Origin of the sequence: Bradyrhizobium neotropicale, assembly GCF_001641695.1 — a bacterium.
GTDB lineage: Bacteria > Pseudomonadota > Alphaproteobacteria > Rhizobiales > Xanthobacteraceae > Bradyrhizobium > Bradyrhizobium neotropicale.
The window spans coordinates 18,895-34,005 of sequence record NZ_LSEF01000048.1; the positions used below are offsets into that span (position 1 = coordinate 18,895).

The window sequence follows — 15,111 nt, forward strand, 5'->3', positions numbered from 1 at the left end:
CTTGCGACTGCGAGGCCGTGATCGGCGGCGACGGCATTGTCCTGTCGATCGCCGCGGCCTCGATCGTCGCCAAGGTGACGCGGGACCGGCTGATGTGCGCGCTGGCGCAGGACTGCCCGGGCTACGGTTTCGAGCAGCACAAGGGCTACGCCGTGCCGGAGCATCTCGAGGCGCTCGACCGCCTCGGCCCCTCCGTCCACCATCGCACCTTCTTCGCCCCCGTCGTCGCCGCCCGCGCCAAGCACATGCCCTGGACGGTCGAGCCGGTGCCGGACCTGTTCTCTGTGACGGAGGTTGAGGTGCAGGTGGAAACTCAAATCGACATCGACGCGTCAGCGAACCTCTAGAACGCCGGGGCGCACTTTCTTCGCCTCTTCCCGCTTGCGGGAAGAGGCCGGAAATCAAGCGCAGCTTGAATTCCGGGTGAGGGGGAGCATCCGCGAGTCTCTTTGTCACCGTCCTTGCGGACGCAACCCCTCACCCCAGCCCTCTCCCCGTAAGAACGGGGAGAGGGAGAAGAGACTCAGTTGCCACGACGCACAGCGCGCTTTATCAAATCAGGTGAGAGCGAATAGGGCCGGCTTGGACGGGTTGGCTGCACCTTCGGACGTTGCATGCGGTTTACCTCCCTCGTCATCGAGCTCATTCGCGCCCGGCCGCGGCTGATCGTGTGGATCGTGGTGCTGTTGCAGGCCGCGATGTGGCTGGTCGTGGCGCTCGTGTTCTACCGCAGTCCGCCCGGCAGCCTTGCAACCCTGCTGGCCTTCGGCCGCGAGTACCAAGTCGGCACTGATCTCGGCCCGCCCTTGCCGATCTGGCTCGCCGACATCGCCTATCGCATGGCCGGCAACCACATGTTCGGCGTCTACGTCCTGGGCGAGCTCTGCGAGATCGCGACCTTCATCGCGCTTTATCACCTCGCACGAGCCGTGGTCGGCAGTCAGCAGGCGGTGCTCGCCGTGCTGCTGACCATGACGGTGCTGGCCTTCTCCTCGCCCGCGCTCGATTTCGGTCCGCTGGTGCTGGCGCGGCCGCTCTGGACGCTGCTGCTGCTGCATTCCTGGCAGATCATCGGCCAGCGCCGCGGCAATGCCTGGTTCGCCTGGTCGATCGAGGCTGGGCTGTTGCTGCTGACGACGCCCGCAGCGATCTTTCTGCTCGCGCTGCTCGTCGTCTTCGCGGTCGCGACCGCCGGCGGCCGCAGGACGCTGCGCGCGCTCGACCCTCTGTTTGCGATCGTGGTCGTCGCCGTGCTGGCGCTGCCCTATGCTGTCTGGCTGATGCGCGCCGAGACCCTGGCCCTGCCGCCTCTGCCGCAAGCCTCGGAGCTGAACGCCCGCGCGCTCAATGCAGCCTGGCTGCTCGGCGGGCTCGTGCTCGGCGCGGCCGCGATCCCGGCGCTCGCCTTCCTGAACACCGGCTGGTTCGCGGGCAAGACCGAAGAGCCGCCGATCATCTACCGGCCGCCGGTCGCGCCGCTGGCGCGCAACTTCGTCTACTTCTTCGCGCTTGCGCCCGCGCTCGGCGCGGTGCTGATCGCCGGCCTGTTCGGCCTCGACGGTGTCGTCGGCGGCGCCGGTGTCGTGCTGGTGATGGCGGGACTTGCCGTGGTCGTAGCGGCCGGCGACCTGATCGCGATGCGGCGCGCGCGGATGCTGCGCAGGGTGTGGGCCGCAGCCGTCGTGGCGCCGGCGGCGGGCGTTGTGCTCGCCGTGCTGGCCATGCCCTGGACCGGCACCGGTGAGATCGCGACCTCGATGCCGGCGCGCGCGATCTCCGACTTCTTCGACGACAGCTTTGCCCGGCGCACCAATCATCGCCTGCGTGCGGTCGCCGGCGAGACGCAGCTTGCGAGCCTGATCGCGCTGCATTCCGGCCGGCCGCATCTCTTCATCGATGCCGATCCTGCGCGCACGCCGTGGATGAATTCAGCGAAATTCAGCGAGACCGGCGGCGTCGTGGTCTGGCGCGCTTCCGACACCGCCGGCACGCCGCCGCCCGACATCCTCAAGCGCTTTCCCGGCATCGTGCCCGAGGTGCCGCGCGCCTTCGAGTGGCTCGTGACCGGACGCCAGCAGCTCCTGCGCATCGGCTGGGCCATCGTGCGGCCGAAGGGAATGTAACACGTCATTCCGGGTTCGCGGCTTCGCCGCGCCCCGGAATGACGACGTATGTGGTTACGCCGAGCCGCTCCCCAGCACCTTCGCGATCGCGCGCAGATCCTGCCAGGCCAGCCGCTTGTAGGACGGCGAGCGGAGCAGATAGGCCGGGTGGAAGGTCGGCAGCGCGCGGATGGTGCGCGCGCCCGTGTCGTAGTCGAACCAGCGCCCGCGGGTGCGCATGATGCCTTCGCGGGTCGACAGTAGCGTCTGTGTCGAGGGATTGCCGAGTGTCACCAGCACGTCGGGATTCACCAGCTCGATCTGGCGCTGGATGAAGGGCAGGCAGATCTGCGTCTCCTGCGGCGTCGGCGTGCGGTTGCCGGGCGGCCGCCATGGAATCACGTTGGCGATATAGGCCTTGCTGCGGTCGAGCCCGATCGCGCCGATCATGCGGTCGAGCAGTTTTCCGCTTCGGCCGACGAAGGGCAGGCCTTCGATGTCCTCGTCGCGCCCCGGCGCTTCGCCGACGAACATGATACGGGCCTGCGGATTGCCGTCGGCGAACACCAGCCGCGTCGCGGTGTGTTTGAGCGCGCAGCCCTCGAAGCTCTGCATCAGCTCGCGAAGCGCCTCCAGCGTCGGCGCTGTGCGCGCGGCCTCGCGCGCCGAGGCAATTGCAATGTCGGGGGCAGGCGCCACCTCGCCGCGCATGACGGCCGGCGCCGCGACCGGCCGCGGCGCCTCTGCCAGCGGGGCCACGCGCGGGGCCGGCGGCGGGGCGTCCACTTCCGCCAGACGGTCAATTGGCTCCTCCGCGAGCGCACAGTCGACACCGGCCTCCAGATAGAAGGCTAGTAGCTCGCGGACGGTGGGGGTAGGTTCGGGGATCATCTGGAAGGTCTGACTTTTATATCAGTTTGGAGCGCCTTGCATCCCAGCGGAACGCATTTCCGCTGTTGTCCTACCCGGAAAAATCGGAAACAAGGGGGCGCAAATGACAAGGAACCGTCTCAAGGGCTGAGATCAGATGAGCACCGAAGAACTTCCCCCGCGCGAATCCATGGAATTCGACGTCGTCATCATCGGCGCCGGCCCCTCGGGCCTTTCGGCCGCGATCCGGCTGAAGCAGCTCAACGCCGATCTCAATGTCGTCGTGGTGGAGAAGGGCTCCGAGGTCGGCGCGCACATCCTCTCCGGCGCCGTGATCGATCCCGAGGGCCTCGACAAGCTAATTCCCGACTGGCGGAATGATCCCGATTGCCCGCTGAAGACGCAGGTCAAGGACGACCGCTTTTACTGGATGACCGGCGGCGGCGCGATCAAGCTGCCGAACTTCATCATGCCGCCGCTGATGGACAACCATCATTGCTATATCGGCTCGCTCGGCAATGTCTGCCGCTGGCTGGCGCGGAAAGCGGAAGCGCTCGGCGTCGAGATCTATCCGGGCTTTGCGGCTGCCGAAGTGCTCTATGACGAGCAGGGCAAGGTGAAGGGCATCGCCACCGGTGACATGGGCATTGGTCGGGACGGCAAGCCGAAGGACTCCTTTACCCGTGGCATGGAATTGCTCGGCAAGTACACCCTGTTCGCGGAAGGCGCGCGCGGCAGTCTGACCAAGCAGCTGATCGCGAAGTTCGCGCTCGACTCCAAGAGCGAGCCGCCGAAATTCGGCATTGGTCTGAAAGAAGTCTGGCAGATCGACCCTGCCAAGCACCAGAAGGGGATGATCCAGCATTCCTTCGGCTGGCCGCTCGACATGAAGACCGGCGGCGGCTCGTTCCTCTATCACTACGACGACAACCTCGTCGCCGTCGGCTTCGTCGTGCACCTGAACTACGACGATCCGTATCTGTCGCCGTTCGACGAGTTCCAACGCTTCAAGACTCATCCCGCGATCCGCGGCACCTTCGAAGGCGCCAAGCGGCTCGCCTATGGCGCGCGCGCCATCACCGAGGGCGGTTACCAGTCGGTACCGAAGCTCAGCTTCCCCGGCGGCGCGCTGATCGGCTGCGCGGCCGGCTTCGTCAACGTTCCCCGCATCAAGGGCGTGCACAATGCGATGGGCACCGGCATGCTCGCCGCCGAGCATGTCGCGGCCGCGCTCGCTGCAGACCGCGCCAATGACGAACTCGTCGAATACGAGAACGCCTGGCGTTCCTCGTCGGTCGGCAAGGACCTGTTCCTGGTCCGCAACGTCAAGCCGCTGTGGTCGAAGTTCGGCACCGTGCTCGGCGTCGCGCTCGGCGGCTTCGACATGTGGTGCAACACGCTGTTCGGCGGCTCGCTGTTCGGCACGCAGTCTCATTCGAAGCCCGATCGTTCGACGCTCGATCCGGCCAAGCAGCATGCGCCCAAGAACTACCCGAAGCCGGACGGCAAGATCTCCTTCGACAAGCTGTCCTCGGTGTTCCTGTCCAACACCAACCATGAGGAGGACCAGCCGGTCCATCTGAAGGTCGCCGACATGAACCTCCAGAAGACGTCCGAGCACGACGTCTTCGCAGGGCCCTCGAACCGCTATTGCCCGGCCGGCGTCTATGAGTGGGTGGAGGAGGGCGCGAGCCCGCGCTTCGTCATCAACGCCCAGAACTGCGTCCACTGCAAAACCTGCGACGTGAAGGACCCCAACGGCAACATCACCTGGGTTCCCCCGGAGGGCGGCGGCGGCCCGAACTACGAGGCCATGTAAGACAAGGCCGAAACGTCAATCTGACGCACGTTCGCGTGAGAACGGGCTGCGGACCATCGTCCGCGGCCACGATAAGGCCATACTAGGAGCGTCTTGGGGCGCACTTGGCCGATTTGGGGCGTGCGGAGGGGATCGCCGGTCCGAATCCTTGCGGTGAGACGCCAAAAGCGGCATTGTCCGGCCTGACGGTTCCGGATCTCGATGCCGCCGGTCGCGTTCGCATGCGAGACGGCTTTCTGCTGCAAATCCAGGCACTACCAACTCAAGGCGAGCCCTGATGCTTTCAAATCGTTTCAACCGCTGGACTGTTGCTGCCATCGCCCTTGCGGGCTCTGCACTTGTGGCGGTCCCGGGCGCGGTCCTGGCGCAGACGCCGGATCATCCGTCCGACACGGCGGCGCAGTTTCCGACCCGGAACGATCTGAAGGCGCTGACCACCTCCGGCAGCTATCTCGCCGCCCGCCACGCCAGCGTCGAGCGCGATGCGGCCTCCGCCGCCGCCTTCTACCGTTCGGCGCTACGCACCGATCCCAAGAACAACGAGCTGCTCGACCGCGCCTTCATCTCCTCGGTCGCCGACGGCGACATCGATGAAGCGGTCAAGCTCGCCGAGCGCATCCTCACCATCGACAAGACCAACCGCGTCGCGCGCCTCGTCGTCGGCGTGCACGATCTCAAGGTGAAGAAATATGCGACCGCGCAGAGCAACATCAACCAGTCGATCCGCGGACCGATCACCGATCTCGTCGCCACGCTGCTGTCGGGCTGGGCCGCCTACGGCGCCGGCGATGCTAAGGGCGCCGTCGCCACGATCGACAAGCTGGCCGGTCCGGAATGGTATCCGCTGTTCAAGGATCTCCACACCGGCATGATCCTCGAACTCGCCGGCAAGGAGAAGGATGCCGGCACGCGGTTCGAGCGCGCCTATAAGCTCGACGATTCCATGCTGCGCGTGAGTGAGGCCTACGCTCGCTGGCTGTCGCGCAACAAGGATGCTGCAGCGGCGACCGCCGTCTACGAGGCCTTCGACAAGAAGCTCGCCCGTCACCCGCTGATCCAGGAGGGTCTGCGCGAGACTCGCGCCGGCAAGAAGTTGCCGCCGCTGGTCGATTCCGCGCAGGCCGGTGCGGCCGAGGCGCTCTACGGCATCGGCGCCACGCTGACCCGCCGCGGCGGCGAGGATCTGGCGCTGGTCTATCTCCAGCTCTCGCTCTATCTGCAGCCCACCCATCCGCTGGCGCTGCTCTCGCTCGCCGATCTCTACGAGTCGGTGAAGCGGCCGCAGATGGCGATCAAGGTCTACGAGCGCGTGCCGTCGTCCTCGCCCTTGAAGCGCAATGCACAGATTCAGCTTGCCGTCGATCTCGATTCCGCCGACCGCACCGACGAGGCGATCAAGATTCTCAAGACCGTGGTGAGCGAGGATCCCAAGGATCTCGAAGCGATCATGGCGCTCGGCAACATCGAGCGCGGCCGCAAGAAGTTCGGCGACTGCGGCGCAACCTATTCGCAAGGCGTCGACGTGCTGCCGGCCGGCAACGACAAGGCCAACAGCGTCTGGTACTATTATCGCGGCATCTGCGAGGAGCGCTCCAAGGAGTGGGCGAAGGCCGAAGCCGACATGAAGAAGGCGCTCGAGCTGCAGCCTGACCAGCCGCATGTGCTCAATTATCTCGGCTATTCCTGGATCGACCAGGGCGTCAATCTCGACGAAGGCATGAAGATGATCAAGCGCGCCGTCGAGCAGCGTCCCGACGACGGCTACATCGTCGATTCGCTCGGCTGGGCCTATTACCGCATCGGCAATTACGAGGAGGCGGTGAAGAACCTCGAGCGCGCGATCGACCTGAAGCCCGAGGATCCCACCATCAACGATCACCTCGGTGACGCTTATTGGCGCGTCGGGCGCACGTTGGAGGCCAAATTCCAGTGGTCGCACGCCCGCGATCTCAAGCCCGAGCCGGACGATCTGCCGAAGATCGAGGCCAAGATCGCCAACGGTCTCACTGAAGACAATTCGAACTCCTCGGCCGCGCAGGCCGAAAAGAAGAAGGACGACGGCAAGGGCGGTTGAGGTTAAGTGCTTTTGGGGGCGTGTCGCCGATGCCGGCGTTGATTGAAGAGGGACGGGCGAAGGTCAATTTGAGCCTTCGCGTCGTCGGCCGTCGCGCCGACGGCTATCATGATCTCGAAAGCGTGGTCGCGTTCGCCGACTGCGCGGACCAGCTCACGCTCGAGCCGGGCGGCGAGCTCAAGCTCACCACCACGGGGCCACTCGCCGCGGCCTGCGGCGACACATCCGACAATCTCGTGTTCAAGGCCGCGAAGCTTCTGGCCGAGGCGGTGCCGAACCTGAAGCTGGGGGCCTTCGCGCTCGACAAGGTGTTGCCGGTCGCAGCCGGTATCGGCGGCGGCTCGGCCGACGCTGCGGCCGCGCTGCGGCTGCTCGCCCGTCTCAACGATCTCGCACTCGATGATCCCCGTTTGCGGCGGGTCGCGCTTGCGACCGGCGCCGACGTGCCGGTGTGCCTGCTCTCGCGCGCCTGTGACATGACCGGCGTCGGCGAGCAGCTGTTGCCCTTGATGCTGCCGAGCATGCCCTGCGTCATGGTCAATCCGCGCGTGCCGGTCGCCACCAAGGACGTGTTCCAGGCGCTGGGCTTGCGCAACGGCGAGCTCCTGGTCGGCGTCACCGACGTGATCGAAGCTCCGGCCTGGCCGGAGGAGGGCGCCTCCATCGCCGACTGGGTCGAGGTTCTCGAGACAGTGGCCAACGATCTCGAAGCGCCCGCGATGCGCATCGAGCCCGTCATCGGCGACGTGCTGGAGGCGCTGCGCGCCTCCGCCGGCGTCAAGCTCGCCCGCATGTCGGGCTCGGGCGCGACGTGCTTTGCGATCTTCGGCGCGCCGACCGAGGCGCATGCCGCCGCGGAAAGAATCCGCAGTGATCACCCTGGCTGGTGGGTGCATGCGGGGACGTTGAGCTAGGCTTTTTCGTCATTGCGAGCGCAGTGAAGCAATCCAGAATCTTGCCGCAGTGGCAGACTGGATTGCTTCGCTACGATCGCAATGACGTGGATGGAGATGTGCGCCACGCACAAGACGCTGTAGGGTGGGCAAAGCGGAGCGTGCCCACCACGTCGATTGCCCGATCTGGGTGCATGGTGGGCACGGCGCTGTTGCGCCTTTGCCCACCCTACTGCGGTTGAGCTAGCTCCCGCCGTCCTCCGTAAGCCCCAAAAACCGCCGGATCGCGCCGAGCACCTCGGCTGGCCGATCGTGCTGCAGCCAGTGTCCGGCGCCGGCGATGGTTTCGATTCGCGCCCGTTGAAAGTAGCGCTCCAGGCCAGCCGCCTTGGTGCCGGCGAGGAAGCTTTCGCCAGCATTCAAGAGCAGCGTCGGACAGGCGATGCGCGCCCACAGCGCGACATGATCATCCGACCAGAGCCGGTGCGGCGCGCTGGTGCGCTGGTAGGGATCGAACTTCCAGCTATAGGTGCCATCCTCGTTCTGCCGCGTCCCGTGCGTTGCGAGGTGCAGTGCCAGTTCGCGCGACAGCCGCTTGTTGTAGGTGATCATCTGCGCCGCCGCGTCCTCGATCGAACGGTAGCGGCGCGGTGCGCGGTCATGGAGCTTGTCGAGCTGGCCGATCCATTTGGTGATGCGCTCGTGCGTCGGCGCCTTTGGCGCATCCGGCAGCACGGTCACGCCGTCGAGGACGACCAGCGAAGAGACCTGCTCGGGAAATGATCCCGAATAGATCAGGCTCACCATGCCACCCATCGAATGGCCGATGAGGATCACCTGCGGCGCCGCAATCGTGCGGACGAGCTGGGCGAGATCGTAGACATATTCCGTCAGCGCGTAGCTGCCGCCCCGGGTCCAGTCGGAATCGCCGTGCCCGCGCAGGTCGGGCGCGAGCACGTGAAAATGCGGTTGTAGCGATCGGGCGATGACGTCCCAGCTCCGGCAATGATCGCGGCCGCCGTGAACCAGGATGACGATCGGCGCGCCCTCATTGCCCCAGTCTGCATAATGCAGGCGCAGGCCGTGAGATTCGTAGTAGCGACTTTGCGGAACGAGCATCGTGCTGCGATCCTCCTTGACTGGCGGCGCCCTAGCTATGCACGGGCCGCCGCGCCAGCGCGAGCGAGAGGCCGAGGCCTGCGATGAAGACGCCGGAGCCTTGCGTGAGGCGTCGCATCAGATGCGGCCGGCCGATCAGGTGCCTGCGTGTCGCGGATGCCATCAGCACGACGACGACATCGGCGAGCGTGTTCAGCGCCACCGAGATCGCGCCGAGCATGATGAATTGCAGGGTGGGGTTTGAGGCTGCCGGATCGAGGAACTGCGGAATGAAGGCGAGGAAGAATGCCGCGGTCTTCGGGTTCAGTGCCTCGACCAGCACGCCGTCGCGGAAGGCGCGCTTGTCGCCGACGGCCTCACTCTCGAGCGGTAGCGCGCGGCCGGCGCTGCGAAACGTACGGATGCCGAGCCACACCAGATACAGCGCGCCGACGAATTTTACGATGGCGAACAGCTCGGCGCTCGCCAGGAGGATCGCCGATATGCCGAGGCTGCCAGCCACCACGTGCACCAGTCCGCCCAGCGCCGTGCCCGCGGTCGATGCGAAGCCGCTTGCACGTCCTTCCGACAAGGTCCGCGCCGCGACGTAGAAGATGCCGGGGCCGGGCACGGCGGCAATGACAACAGCCGCGGCCAGGAACAGCCAGATATTCGTTTCGCTCATCACGTGCACCGATCCATGCTTGGAGGTGGGCTCACAGCTCACCTGCTTGCCAACAAGTCCGGCCGCGCGCAAGCGGAGGATCGTCGCAATCCTACGGTCTTGACGAGATCGTTGAGTCGATCCGGCGGAAGATCACGCTGGCATTGACGCCACCGAAGCCGAATCCGTTGGAGATGGCATGTGTCAGCGGCATCGGTCGCGCCGCGCTGGAAACGATGTCGATGCCCTCGGCACCTGGATCGGGGCTTTCGAAGTTCAGCGTCGGCGGAGCGATCTGGTCGCGCAAAGCGAGGATGGTGAAGATCGCCTCCAGACCTCCGGCAGCGCCAAGCAGATGACCGGTGGCCGATTTTGTCGCGCTCACCGCGATGCTGGCGTTGCGGCCGAACAGCGCGCCGATCGCGGCAAGCTCGCTCTCGTCGCCGGCCGGCGTCGACGTCGCATGCGCATTCAGGTGCTGCAGGTCGGCTGGCGCAAGGCGCGCCTGCCGCAGCGCGATCTCCATGGCGCGCCGGGCGCCGTCGCCGTCCGGCGGACCCGACGTCATGTGATAGGCGTCGGCCGTCGTACCGTACCCGACGACTTCGGCGATCGGCGCAGCGCCGCGCGCGAGCGCGTGCTCCAGCTCCTCGATCACCAGAATGCCCGCGCCTTCACCCATGACAAAGCCGTCGCGGTCGCGGTCGAACGGGCGCGAGGCACGCGCCGGCTCGTCGTTGAACCCGCTCGACAGCGCGCGTGCCGCGGCAAAGCCACCGAGGCTGACGAGATCGATGCAGGCTTCAGCACCGCCGCAGATCGCGACGTCGACCTCGCCGGCGCGGATCATGCGCGCGGCATCGCCGACCGCCTGCACTCCGGCGGCGCAGGCTGTGACCGGCGTTCCCAGCGGCCCCTTGTAGCCATGCTTGATCGAGACGTGGCCCGCGGCAAGATTGGCGAGGAACGACGGTATGGTGAACGGCGAGAGCCGGCGCACGCCGCGCTGGTCGGTGGTGCGCACCGCCTCGACCATCGCCGGAAATCCGCCGACGCCGGAGGCGATGATCGTCGCGGTCCGCTCCTGCGCGGCCGCATCCTGCGGCGCCCATCCGGCCTGCACGACCGCTTCCGCGGTGGCAAGCAGTGCAAACAGGATGAAGCGGTCCATCTTGCGCTGATCCTTTGGCGCGGCTGCCTGTGCCGGATCGAAGCCGCCTTCGAGGTCGACGGTCTTGTCGGGTACGAGCCCGGCAATGCGCGCCGGCAGTGTCTGCGACCACTCGGGCAGCGCGCGAAGCCCGCTGCGCCCGGCGAGCAGCCGGCGCCACGACAGTTCGACACCGCAGCCGAGCGGAGACACCGCCCCCATTCCCGTCACGACGATACGACGCATGTCAGTCTCCAGCCGGCGCGACGGCCGGGTTCATGGCCTTGAGCGAGGCGAGCCGCTGCCGCATCCCGCGGCTCGCGCGCGGCCCGGCGATGACCACCGCATTGGCGAGCGTGATCGGATGCATGTCGGCGGCGTCGACGACGACCGGATCGAGCGGACGAATGTCGTCCCGGTTCGCCAGCAGGATGGCCTCGCCTTTTGGCGCGAGATGCTTGTTGCCCCAGGCGAGCAGCGCCACGATCACCGGGAAGAAGTCGCGCGCCTTGGATGTCAGAACATATTCGTAGCGCGGCGGGCGCTCATGATAGCGGCGGCGGACGAACATGCCGGTCTCGGTGAGATGGGCGAGGCGCCGCGACAGGATGTTCGGCGCGATTCCGAGACTTTGCGAAAACTCGTCGAAGCGCGTGGCGCCCTGAAACGCATCGCGCAGAATCAGGATGCTCCACCATTCGCCGACCGTTTCCACGGCGCGGCCTACCGGGCATTCCAGGATGGAGGGGGATTTGGGCTGCATGGCGTGAAGCTAGGGTAGTGACTTTCAAAATGCAAGTCACTCGTTAGAGAGCCTCAAACCGCGGGTGGAGCGAGCCGCGAGAATGGGAAGGGGCCGTGATTTGAAGTTCGTGTTGGGGAGTGGCGTCCGCGCACGTTGTTCCGTCATTGCGAGTGCAGCGAAGCAATCCAAAGTCTTGCCGTAGTGACAGACTGGATTGCTTCGCTGCGCTCGCAATGACGAGGTGGAAGCAACGCGCACATCTGCATCACCGTCACCCTGAGGTGCCGCAGCGTTAGCGGAGGCCTCGAAGGGCGGCGGCCCCGCTGCATCCGGGCGTTCATCCTTCGAGGCTTCCGGCGCGGCGCCATGCACCGCGCCGCTCGTGCCTCAGGATGACGGAGCTAATTGCAGCGCAAGAGGCGTTGAGCCGTCTCGCCTAGTGCGACCGCGCCAGACAGAACGCCACCACCTGCTCCAGCGCGCTCTTCATCGGCGAGGGCGGGAACAGCGCGAGCGCATCCACCGCCATGGCGCCGTAGTGCTGGGCGCGGCTGAGGGTGTCCTCGAGCGCGCGGTGCTTGTTCATGAGGCCGATGGCGTGGTCGAGGTCGGCATCGCCGATTTCGCCGCGCTCGAGCGCCCGGATCCAGAAGGCGCGCTCGGTGTCGTTGCCGCGGCGGAAGGCGAGCACCACGGGCAGCGTGATCTTGCCTTCGCGGAAATCGTCACCGGTGTTCTTGCCGAGCTTGGCGCTCTTGCCGCCATAGTCGAGCACGTCGTCGACGAGCTGGAAGGCGATGCCGAGATTCATGCCGACCGAGCGGCAGGCGGTCTGCTCCGCCTTCGGGCGGTTGGCGATCACGGGGCCGACCTCGCAGGCGGCCGCGAACAGCTCGGCCGTCTTGCCGCGGATCACGGCGAGATATTCGTCCTCGGTGGTTGCGGTGTTCTTGGCGGCGGCAAGCTGCATCACCTCGCCCTCGGCGATGGTCGCGGCGGCCGCGGAGAGGATGTCGAGCGCGCGCAGCGAGCCGACCTCTACCATCATGCGGAAGGCCTGGCCGAGCAGGAAGTCGCCGACGAGCACGCTCGCCTCGTTGCCCCAGAGCATGCGCGCGGACAGTTTGCCGCGGCGCATCTCGCTCTCGTCGACGACGTCGTCGTGGAGGAGTGTCGCGGTATGCATGAACTCGACGGAGGCGGCGAGCTTGATGTGGCCGTCGCCGGTGTAGCCGGCGAGGTTGGCCATGGCGAGCGTCAGCATCGGCCGCAGGCGTTTCCCGCCGGAGGAGATCAGGTGGTTGGCGACCTCCGGGATCATGGTCACCTCGGAGCCGGTCCGCGACAGGATGGTCGCGTTGACGCGCTCCATGTCGGGGGCGACAAGGGCAACCAGCTCTTCGATCGACGCGCCGGGGGATTCGAAAGGTACGATGACGGCCACGCCGGTCTCCAATATTTGCCCCGGAGGGGCTATTCTGATGGAAAGACAATAGAAACTGCGGGCGGATGCGGCAAGGGCTGTGGAACCATTGACATTTGCCGCTTACACCCTTTCAGGCAGGAGGCCCGTTTTGCGCGAACTGGTTCGGACCAACGATATGGTGCTGGTGTCGGCGATCGGCGCGCTGCTCGACAGCGCGAACATCCATCATCTGGTGCTGGACCAGAACATGAGCATCATCGAGGGCTCGCTCGGCATCCTGCCGCGGCGCATCCTGGTCCACGAGGAGGATGCCCGGGAGGCGCGGCAGCTCCTGACCGAGGCCGGGCTCAGTCACGAATTGCGCGGCGATGATTGAAGCCCAGGCAGATATCACCGAAGACGCCTTTCTCGGCGGACAGTTGCGGCTGAGGCAGAAGCGGTCCGGCCACCGGGCCGGGCACGACGCCATTCTGCTCGCGGCAGCGACGCGGGCTGAGGCAGGCGAGCGGGTGGTCGATTTCGGCGCCGGTGTTGGCGCGGCCGGGCTGGCGCTCGCCCGGCGCGTCGCCGGGATCCGGCTCAGCCTGGTCGAGATCGATCCGGAGCTGGCGGAACTCGCGCGCGCCAATGCGGCGGCGAACGCGATCCCCGCCGATGTGATCGTGCTCGACGTCGCGACTGATGCGTCGGCCTTTGCGGCGAACGGGCTTCCGCCCGACAGCGCCGACGTGGTGCTGATGAACCCGCCCTTCAACGACCCGGCACGACATCGCGGCTCGCCGGATCAGGCGCGCCACACCGCGCATGTGGCGACCGACGAGACGCTGCATGCTTGGGTGCATGCAGCGCGGCGTATCCTCAAGTCGGGCGGCGCGCTGACCTTGATCTGGCGCGCGGATGGGATAGCGGAGGTGTTGGCAGCGCTGTCACGCGGTTTCGGCGGCTTGTCCATCCTGGCCGTTCATGGCGAGGCGGGACGGCCCGCGATCCGCGTGCTGGTGCATGCGGTCAAAGGCGGCCGTGCACCGACGCGGCTGCTGCCGGGGCTGATGCTTAACGAAGCGTCAAGCGTGCCCAAAAATGAGGTCAACGAGATTCTGGAAGGGAGAGCGGTTCTGCCGCTGGCGGAGCCGTGAGGACCTACTGCGGAACTGATTCCGATTGCTGTTCCTGCGGGGACGTGAAGCGAAGCGCCGTGAAAAGCGCGCCGATCAACAGCAGCAGCAGGTAGATCTTCATGGTGTTTTCTCCGCTGCCTCATTGCAGCTTCCCAATGGCTGCTTTGCAAAACACGTTCCAGGCATCGTCAATGACAGTCGCGTGATAAGAAATGGTTAAAGTGAGGTAACGGCATGGCCGAGCATTTGAACGATCGCGGAGGCTCCGGCCTGGCCGACAAATTCATGCAATATCTGCCGGCGCGGTTTCGCCCGGGCGCGGCAATCGTGCCGGTGGTGCGGCTGTCGGGTGTAATCGGTGCGGTGACGCCGTTGCGTCCAGGCATGACGCTCACGGGCGTCGCCCGGGTGCTGGAGCGGGCCTTCGCCTTCCGTAATGCCAAGGCGGTGGCGCTTGTGATCAATTCGCCCGGCGGCTCGCCGGTGCAGTCACGCCAGATCTATCTGCGCATCAAGCAGCTCGCGGCGGAGAAGAAGCTGCCGGTGCTGGTGTTCGTCGAGGACGTCGCGGCCTCCGGCGGCTACATGATCGCCTGCGCAGGCGACGAGATCTTCTGCGATCCCTCCTCGATCCTTGGCTCGATCGGCGTGGTCGGCGGCAGTTTCGGTTTCCAGGAGGCGATCAAGCGGCTCGGCATCGAGCGGCGGCTCTACACGGCCGGCGCACACAAGGCGATGCTCGATCCGTTCCTTCCCGAAAATCCCGATGACGTGGCAAGGCTCAAGTCGATCCAGCGCGAAATCCACGACATCTTCATTGCACTGGTGAAGGAGAGCCGCGGCGCGCGGCTGAAGGGGGCCGACGATACCCTGTTCACCGGCGAATATTGGGCCGGCGAGAGCGCGATCTCGCTGGGGCTGGCCGACGGCATCGGCGATATCCGCTCAACTCTTCGTGCCCGCTATGGCGAGAAGGTTCTCACCCCCGTGATCGCGCAGCCGACCGGGTTGCTCTCCGGCCTGTTCGGCCGGAAAGCACCCGGCGCGGGCCAGCTCTCGGCCCTGGAATCGGTGGCCGGCTTGCCGGACGAGCTGATCTCGGCGCTGGAAACCAGGGCGATTTGGGCGAAATTCGGGTTCTAGGGGCGGCCG

Annotated in this window: 14 protein-coding genes; 8 read left to right on the forward strand and 6 right to left on the reverse strand. The window is 66.2% G+C overall.

Annotated features, from left to right (window positions below; translation table 11 throughout):
- Nucleotides 1–347, forward strand: a 347-nt coding sequence (locus AXW67_RS44080; RefSeq protein ID WP_430648718.1) for a ribonuclease HII, incomplete at its 5' end; no start/stop codon positions are given.
- Between the two features lie 267 nt (nucleotides 348–614).
- Nucleotides 615–2,123, forward strand: coding sequence for a glycosyltransferase family 39 protein (locus AXW67_RS16210; protein WP_063678679.1), 1,509 nt, complete (start codon nucleotides 615–617; stop codon nucleotides 2,121–2,123).
- A gap of 54 nt (nucleotides 2,124–2,177) precedes the next feature.
- On the opposite strand, the gene AXW67_RS16215 is transcribed toward AXW67_RS16210, so the two are convergent.
- A complete protein-coding gene (locus tag AXW67_RS16215; protein ID WP_063678680.1) occupies nucleotides 2,178–2,993 on the reverse strand; it encodes a uracil-DNA glycosylase in 816 nt (271 codons plus the stop codon).
- Nucleotides 2,994–3,129: 136 nt separating this feature from the next.
- Between AXW67_RS16215 and AXW67_RS16220 the strand changes: the two genes are divergently transcribed.
- The 3 genes from AXW67_RS16220 (at nucleotide 3,130) to AXW67_RS16230 (ending at nucleotide 7,779) form a co-directional block, all read left to right on the forward strand.
- Complete coding sequence (locus tag AXW67_RS16220; RefSeq protein WP_063678681.1) at nucleotides 3,130–4,791, forward strand: electron transfer flavoprotein-ubiquinone oxidoreductase; 1,662 nt, start codon at nucleotides 3,130–3,132, stop codon at nucleotides 4,789–4,791.
- Between the two features lie 277 nt (nucleotides 4,792–5,068).
- Nucleotides 5,069–6,865 carry a tetratricopeptide repeat protein gene (locus AXW67_RS16225; RefSeq protein WP_027553793.1) on the forward strand — a complete coding sequence of 599 codons (1,797 nt, stop codon included), beginning with the start codon at nucleotides 5,069–5,071 and terminating at the stop codon, nucleotides 6,863–6,865.
- A gap of 29 nt (nucleotides 6,866–6,894) precedes the next feature.
- Nucleotides 6,895–7,779, forward strand: a complete 885-nt coding sequence (locus AXW67_RS16230) for a 4-(cytidine 5'-diphospho)-2-C-methyl-D-erythritol kinase (RefSeq protein ID WP_063678704.1) — start codon at nucleotides 6,895–6,897, stop codon at nucleotides 7,777–7,779.
- 222 nt (nucleotides 7,780–8,001) lie between these two features.
- Here AXW67_RS16230 and AXW67_RS16235 read toward each other — a convergent pair whose 3' ends face one another.
- The 5 genes from AXW67_RS16235 to AXW67_RS16255 all read right to left on the reverse strand — a co-directional run bounded on the left by AXW67_RS16235 (nucleotide 8,002) and on the right by AXW67_RS16255 (nucleotide 12,859).
- Nucleotides 8,002–8,877 (reverse strand): alpha/beta fold hydrolase, encoded by an 876-nt coding sequence (locus AXW67_RS16235; protein WP_063678682.1) that lies wholly within the window; start codon nucleotides 8,875–8,877, stop codon nucleotides 8,002–8,004.
- Nucleotides 8,878–8,908: 31 nt separating this feature from the next.
- Nucleotides 8,909–9,541 (reverse strand): LysE family translocator, encoded by a 633-nt coding sequence (locus AXW67_RS16240; protein ID WP_063678705.1) that lies wholly within the window; start codon nucleotides 9,539–9,541, stop codon nucleotides 8,909–8,911.
- A gap of 91 nt (nucleotides 9,542–9,632) precedes the next feature.
- A complete protein-coding gene (fabF, locus tag AXW67_RS16245; protein WP_063678683.1) occupies nucleotides 9,633–10,916 on the reverse strand; it encodes a beta-ketoacyl-ACP synthase II in 1,284 nt (427 codons plus the stop codon).
- A gap of 1 nt (nucleotide 10,917) precedes the next feature.
- Nucleotides 10,918–11,433: a winged helix-turn-helix transcriptional regulator gene (locus AXW67_RS16250; protein WP_063678684.1), complete on the reverse strand. Its 516-nt coding sequence runs from the start codon at nucleotides 11,431–11,433 to the stop codon at nucleotides 10,918–10,920.
- A gap of 418 nt (nucleotides 11,434–11,851) precedes the next feature.
- Complete coding sequence (locus AXW67_RS16255; protein ID WP_027553787.1) at nucleotides 11,852–12,859, reverse strand: polyprenyl synthetase family protein; 1,008 nt, start codon at nucleotides 12,857–12,859, stop codon at nucleotides 11,852–11,854.
- A 130-nt stretch (nucleotides 12,860–12,989) separates the two neighbouring features.
- Here AXW67_RS16255 and AXW67_RS16260 point away from each other — a divergent pair, with 130 nt between their 5' ends.
- The 3 genes from AXW67_RS16260 to AXW67_RS16270 all read left to right on the forward strand — a co-directional run bounded on the left by AXW67_RS16260 (nucleotide 12,990) and on the right by AXW67_RS16270 (nucleotide 15,102).
- Nucleotides 12,990–13,217 carry a putative signal transducing protein gene (locus AXW67_RS16260; RefSeq protein ID WP_063678685.1) on the forward strand — a complete coding sequence of 76 codons (228 nt, stop codon included), beginning with the start codon at nucleotides 12,990–12,992 and terminating at the stop codon, nucleotides 13,215–13,217.
- On the forward strand, nucleotides 13,210–13,977 hold the full coding sequence (locus tag AXW67_RS16265; protein WP_063678686.1) for a tRNA1(Val) (adenine(37)-N6)-methyltransferase: 768 nt from the start codon (nucleotides 13,210–13,212) through the stop codon (nucleotides 13,975–13,977). Before AXW67_RS16260 ends, AXW67_RS16265 begins: the two co-directional genes overlap by 8 nt.
- A 216-nt stretch (nucleotides 13,978–14,193) precedes the next feature.
- Nucleotides 14,194–15,102, forward strand: coding sequence for a S49 family peptidase (locus AXW67_RS16270; RefSeq protein WP_027553784.1), 909 nt, complete (start codon nucleotides 14,194–14,196; stop codon nucleotides 15,100–15,102).
- Nucleotides 15,103–15,111: the final 9 nt, after the last annotated feature.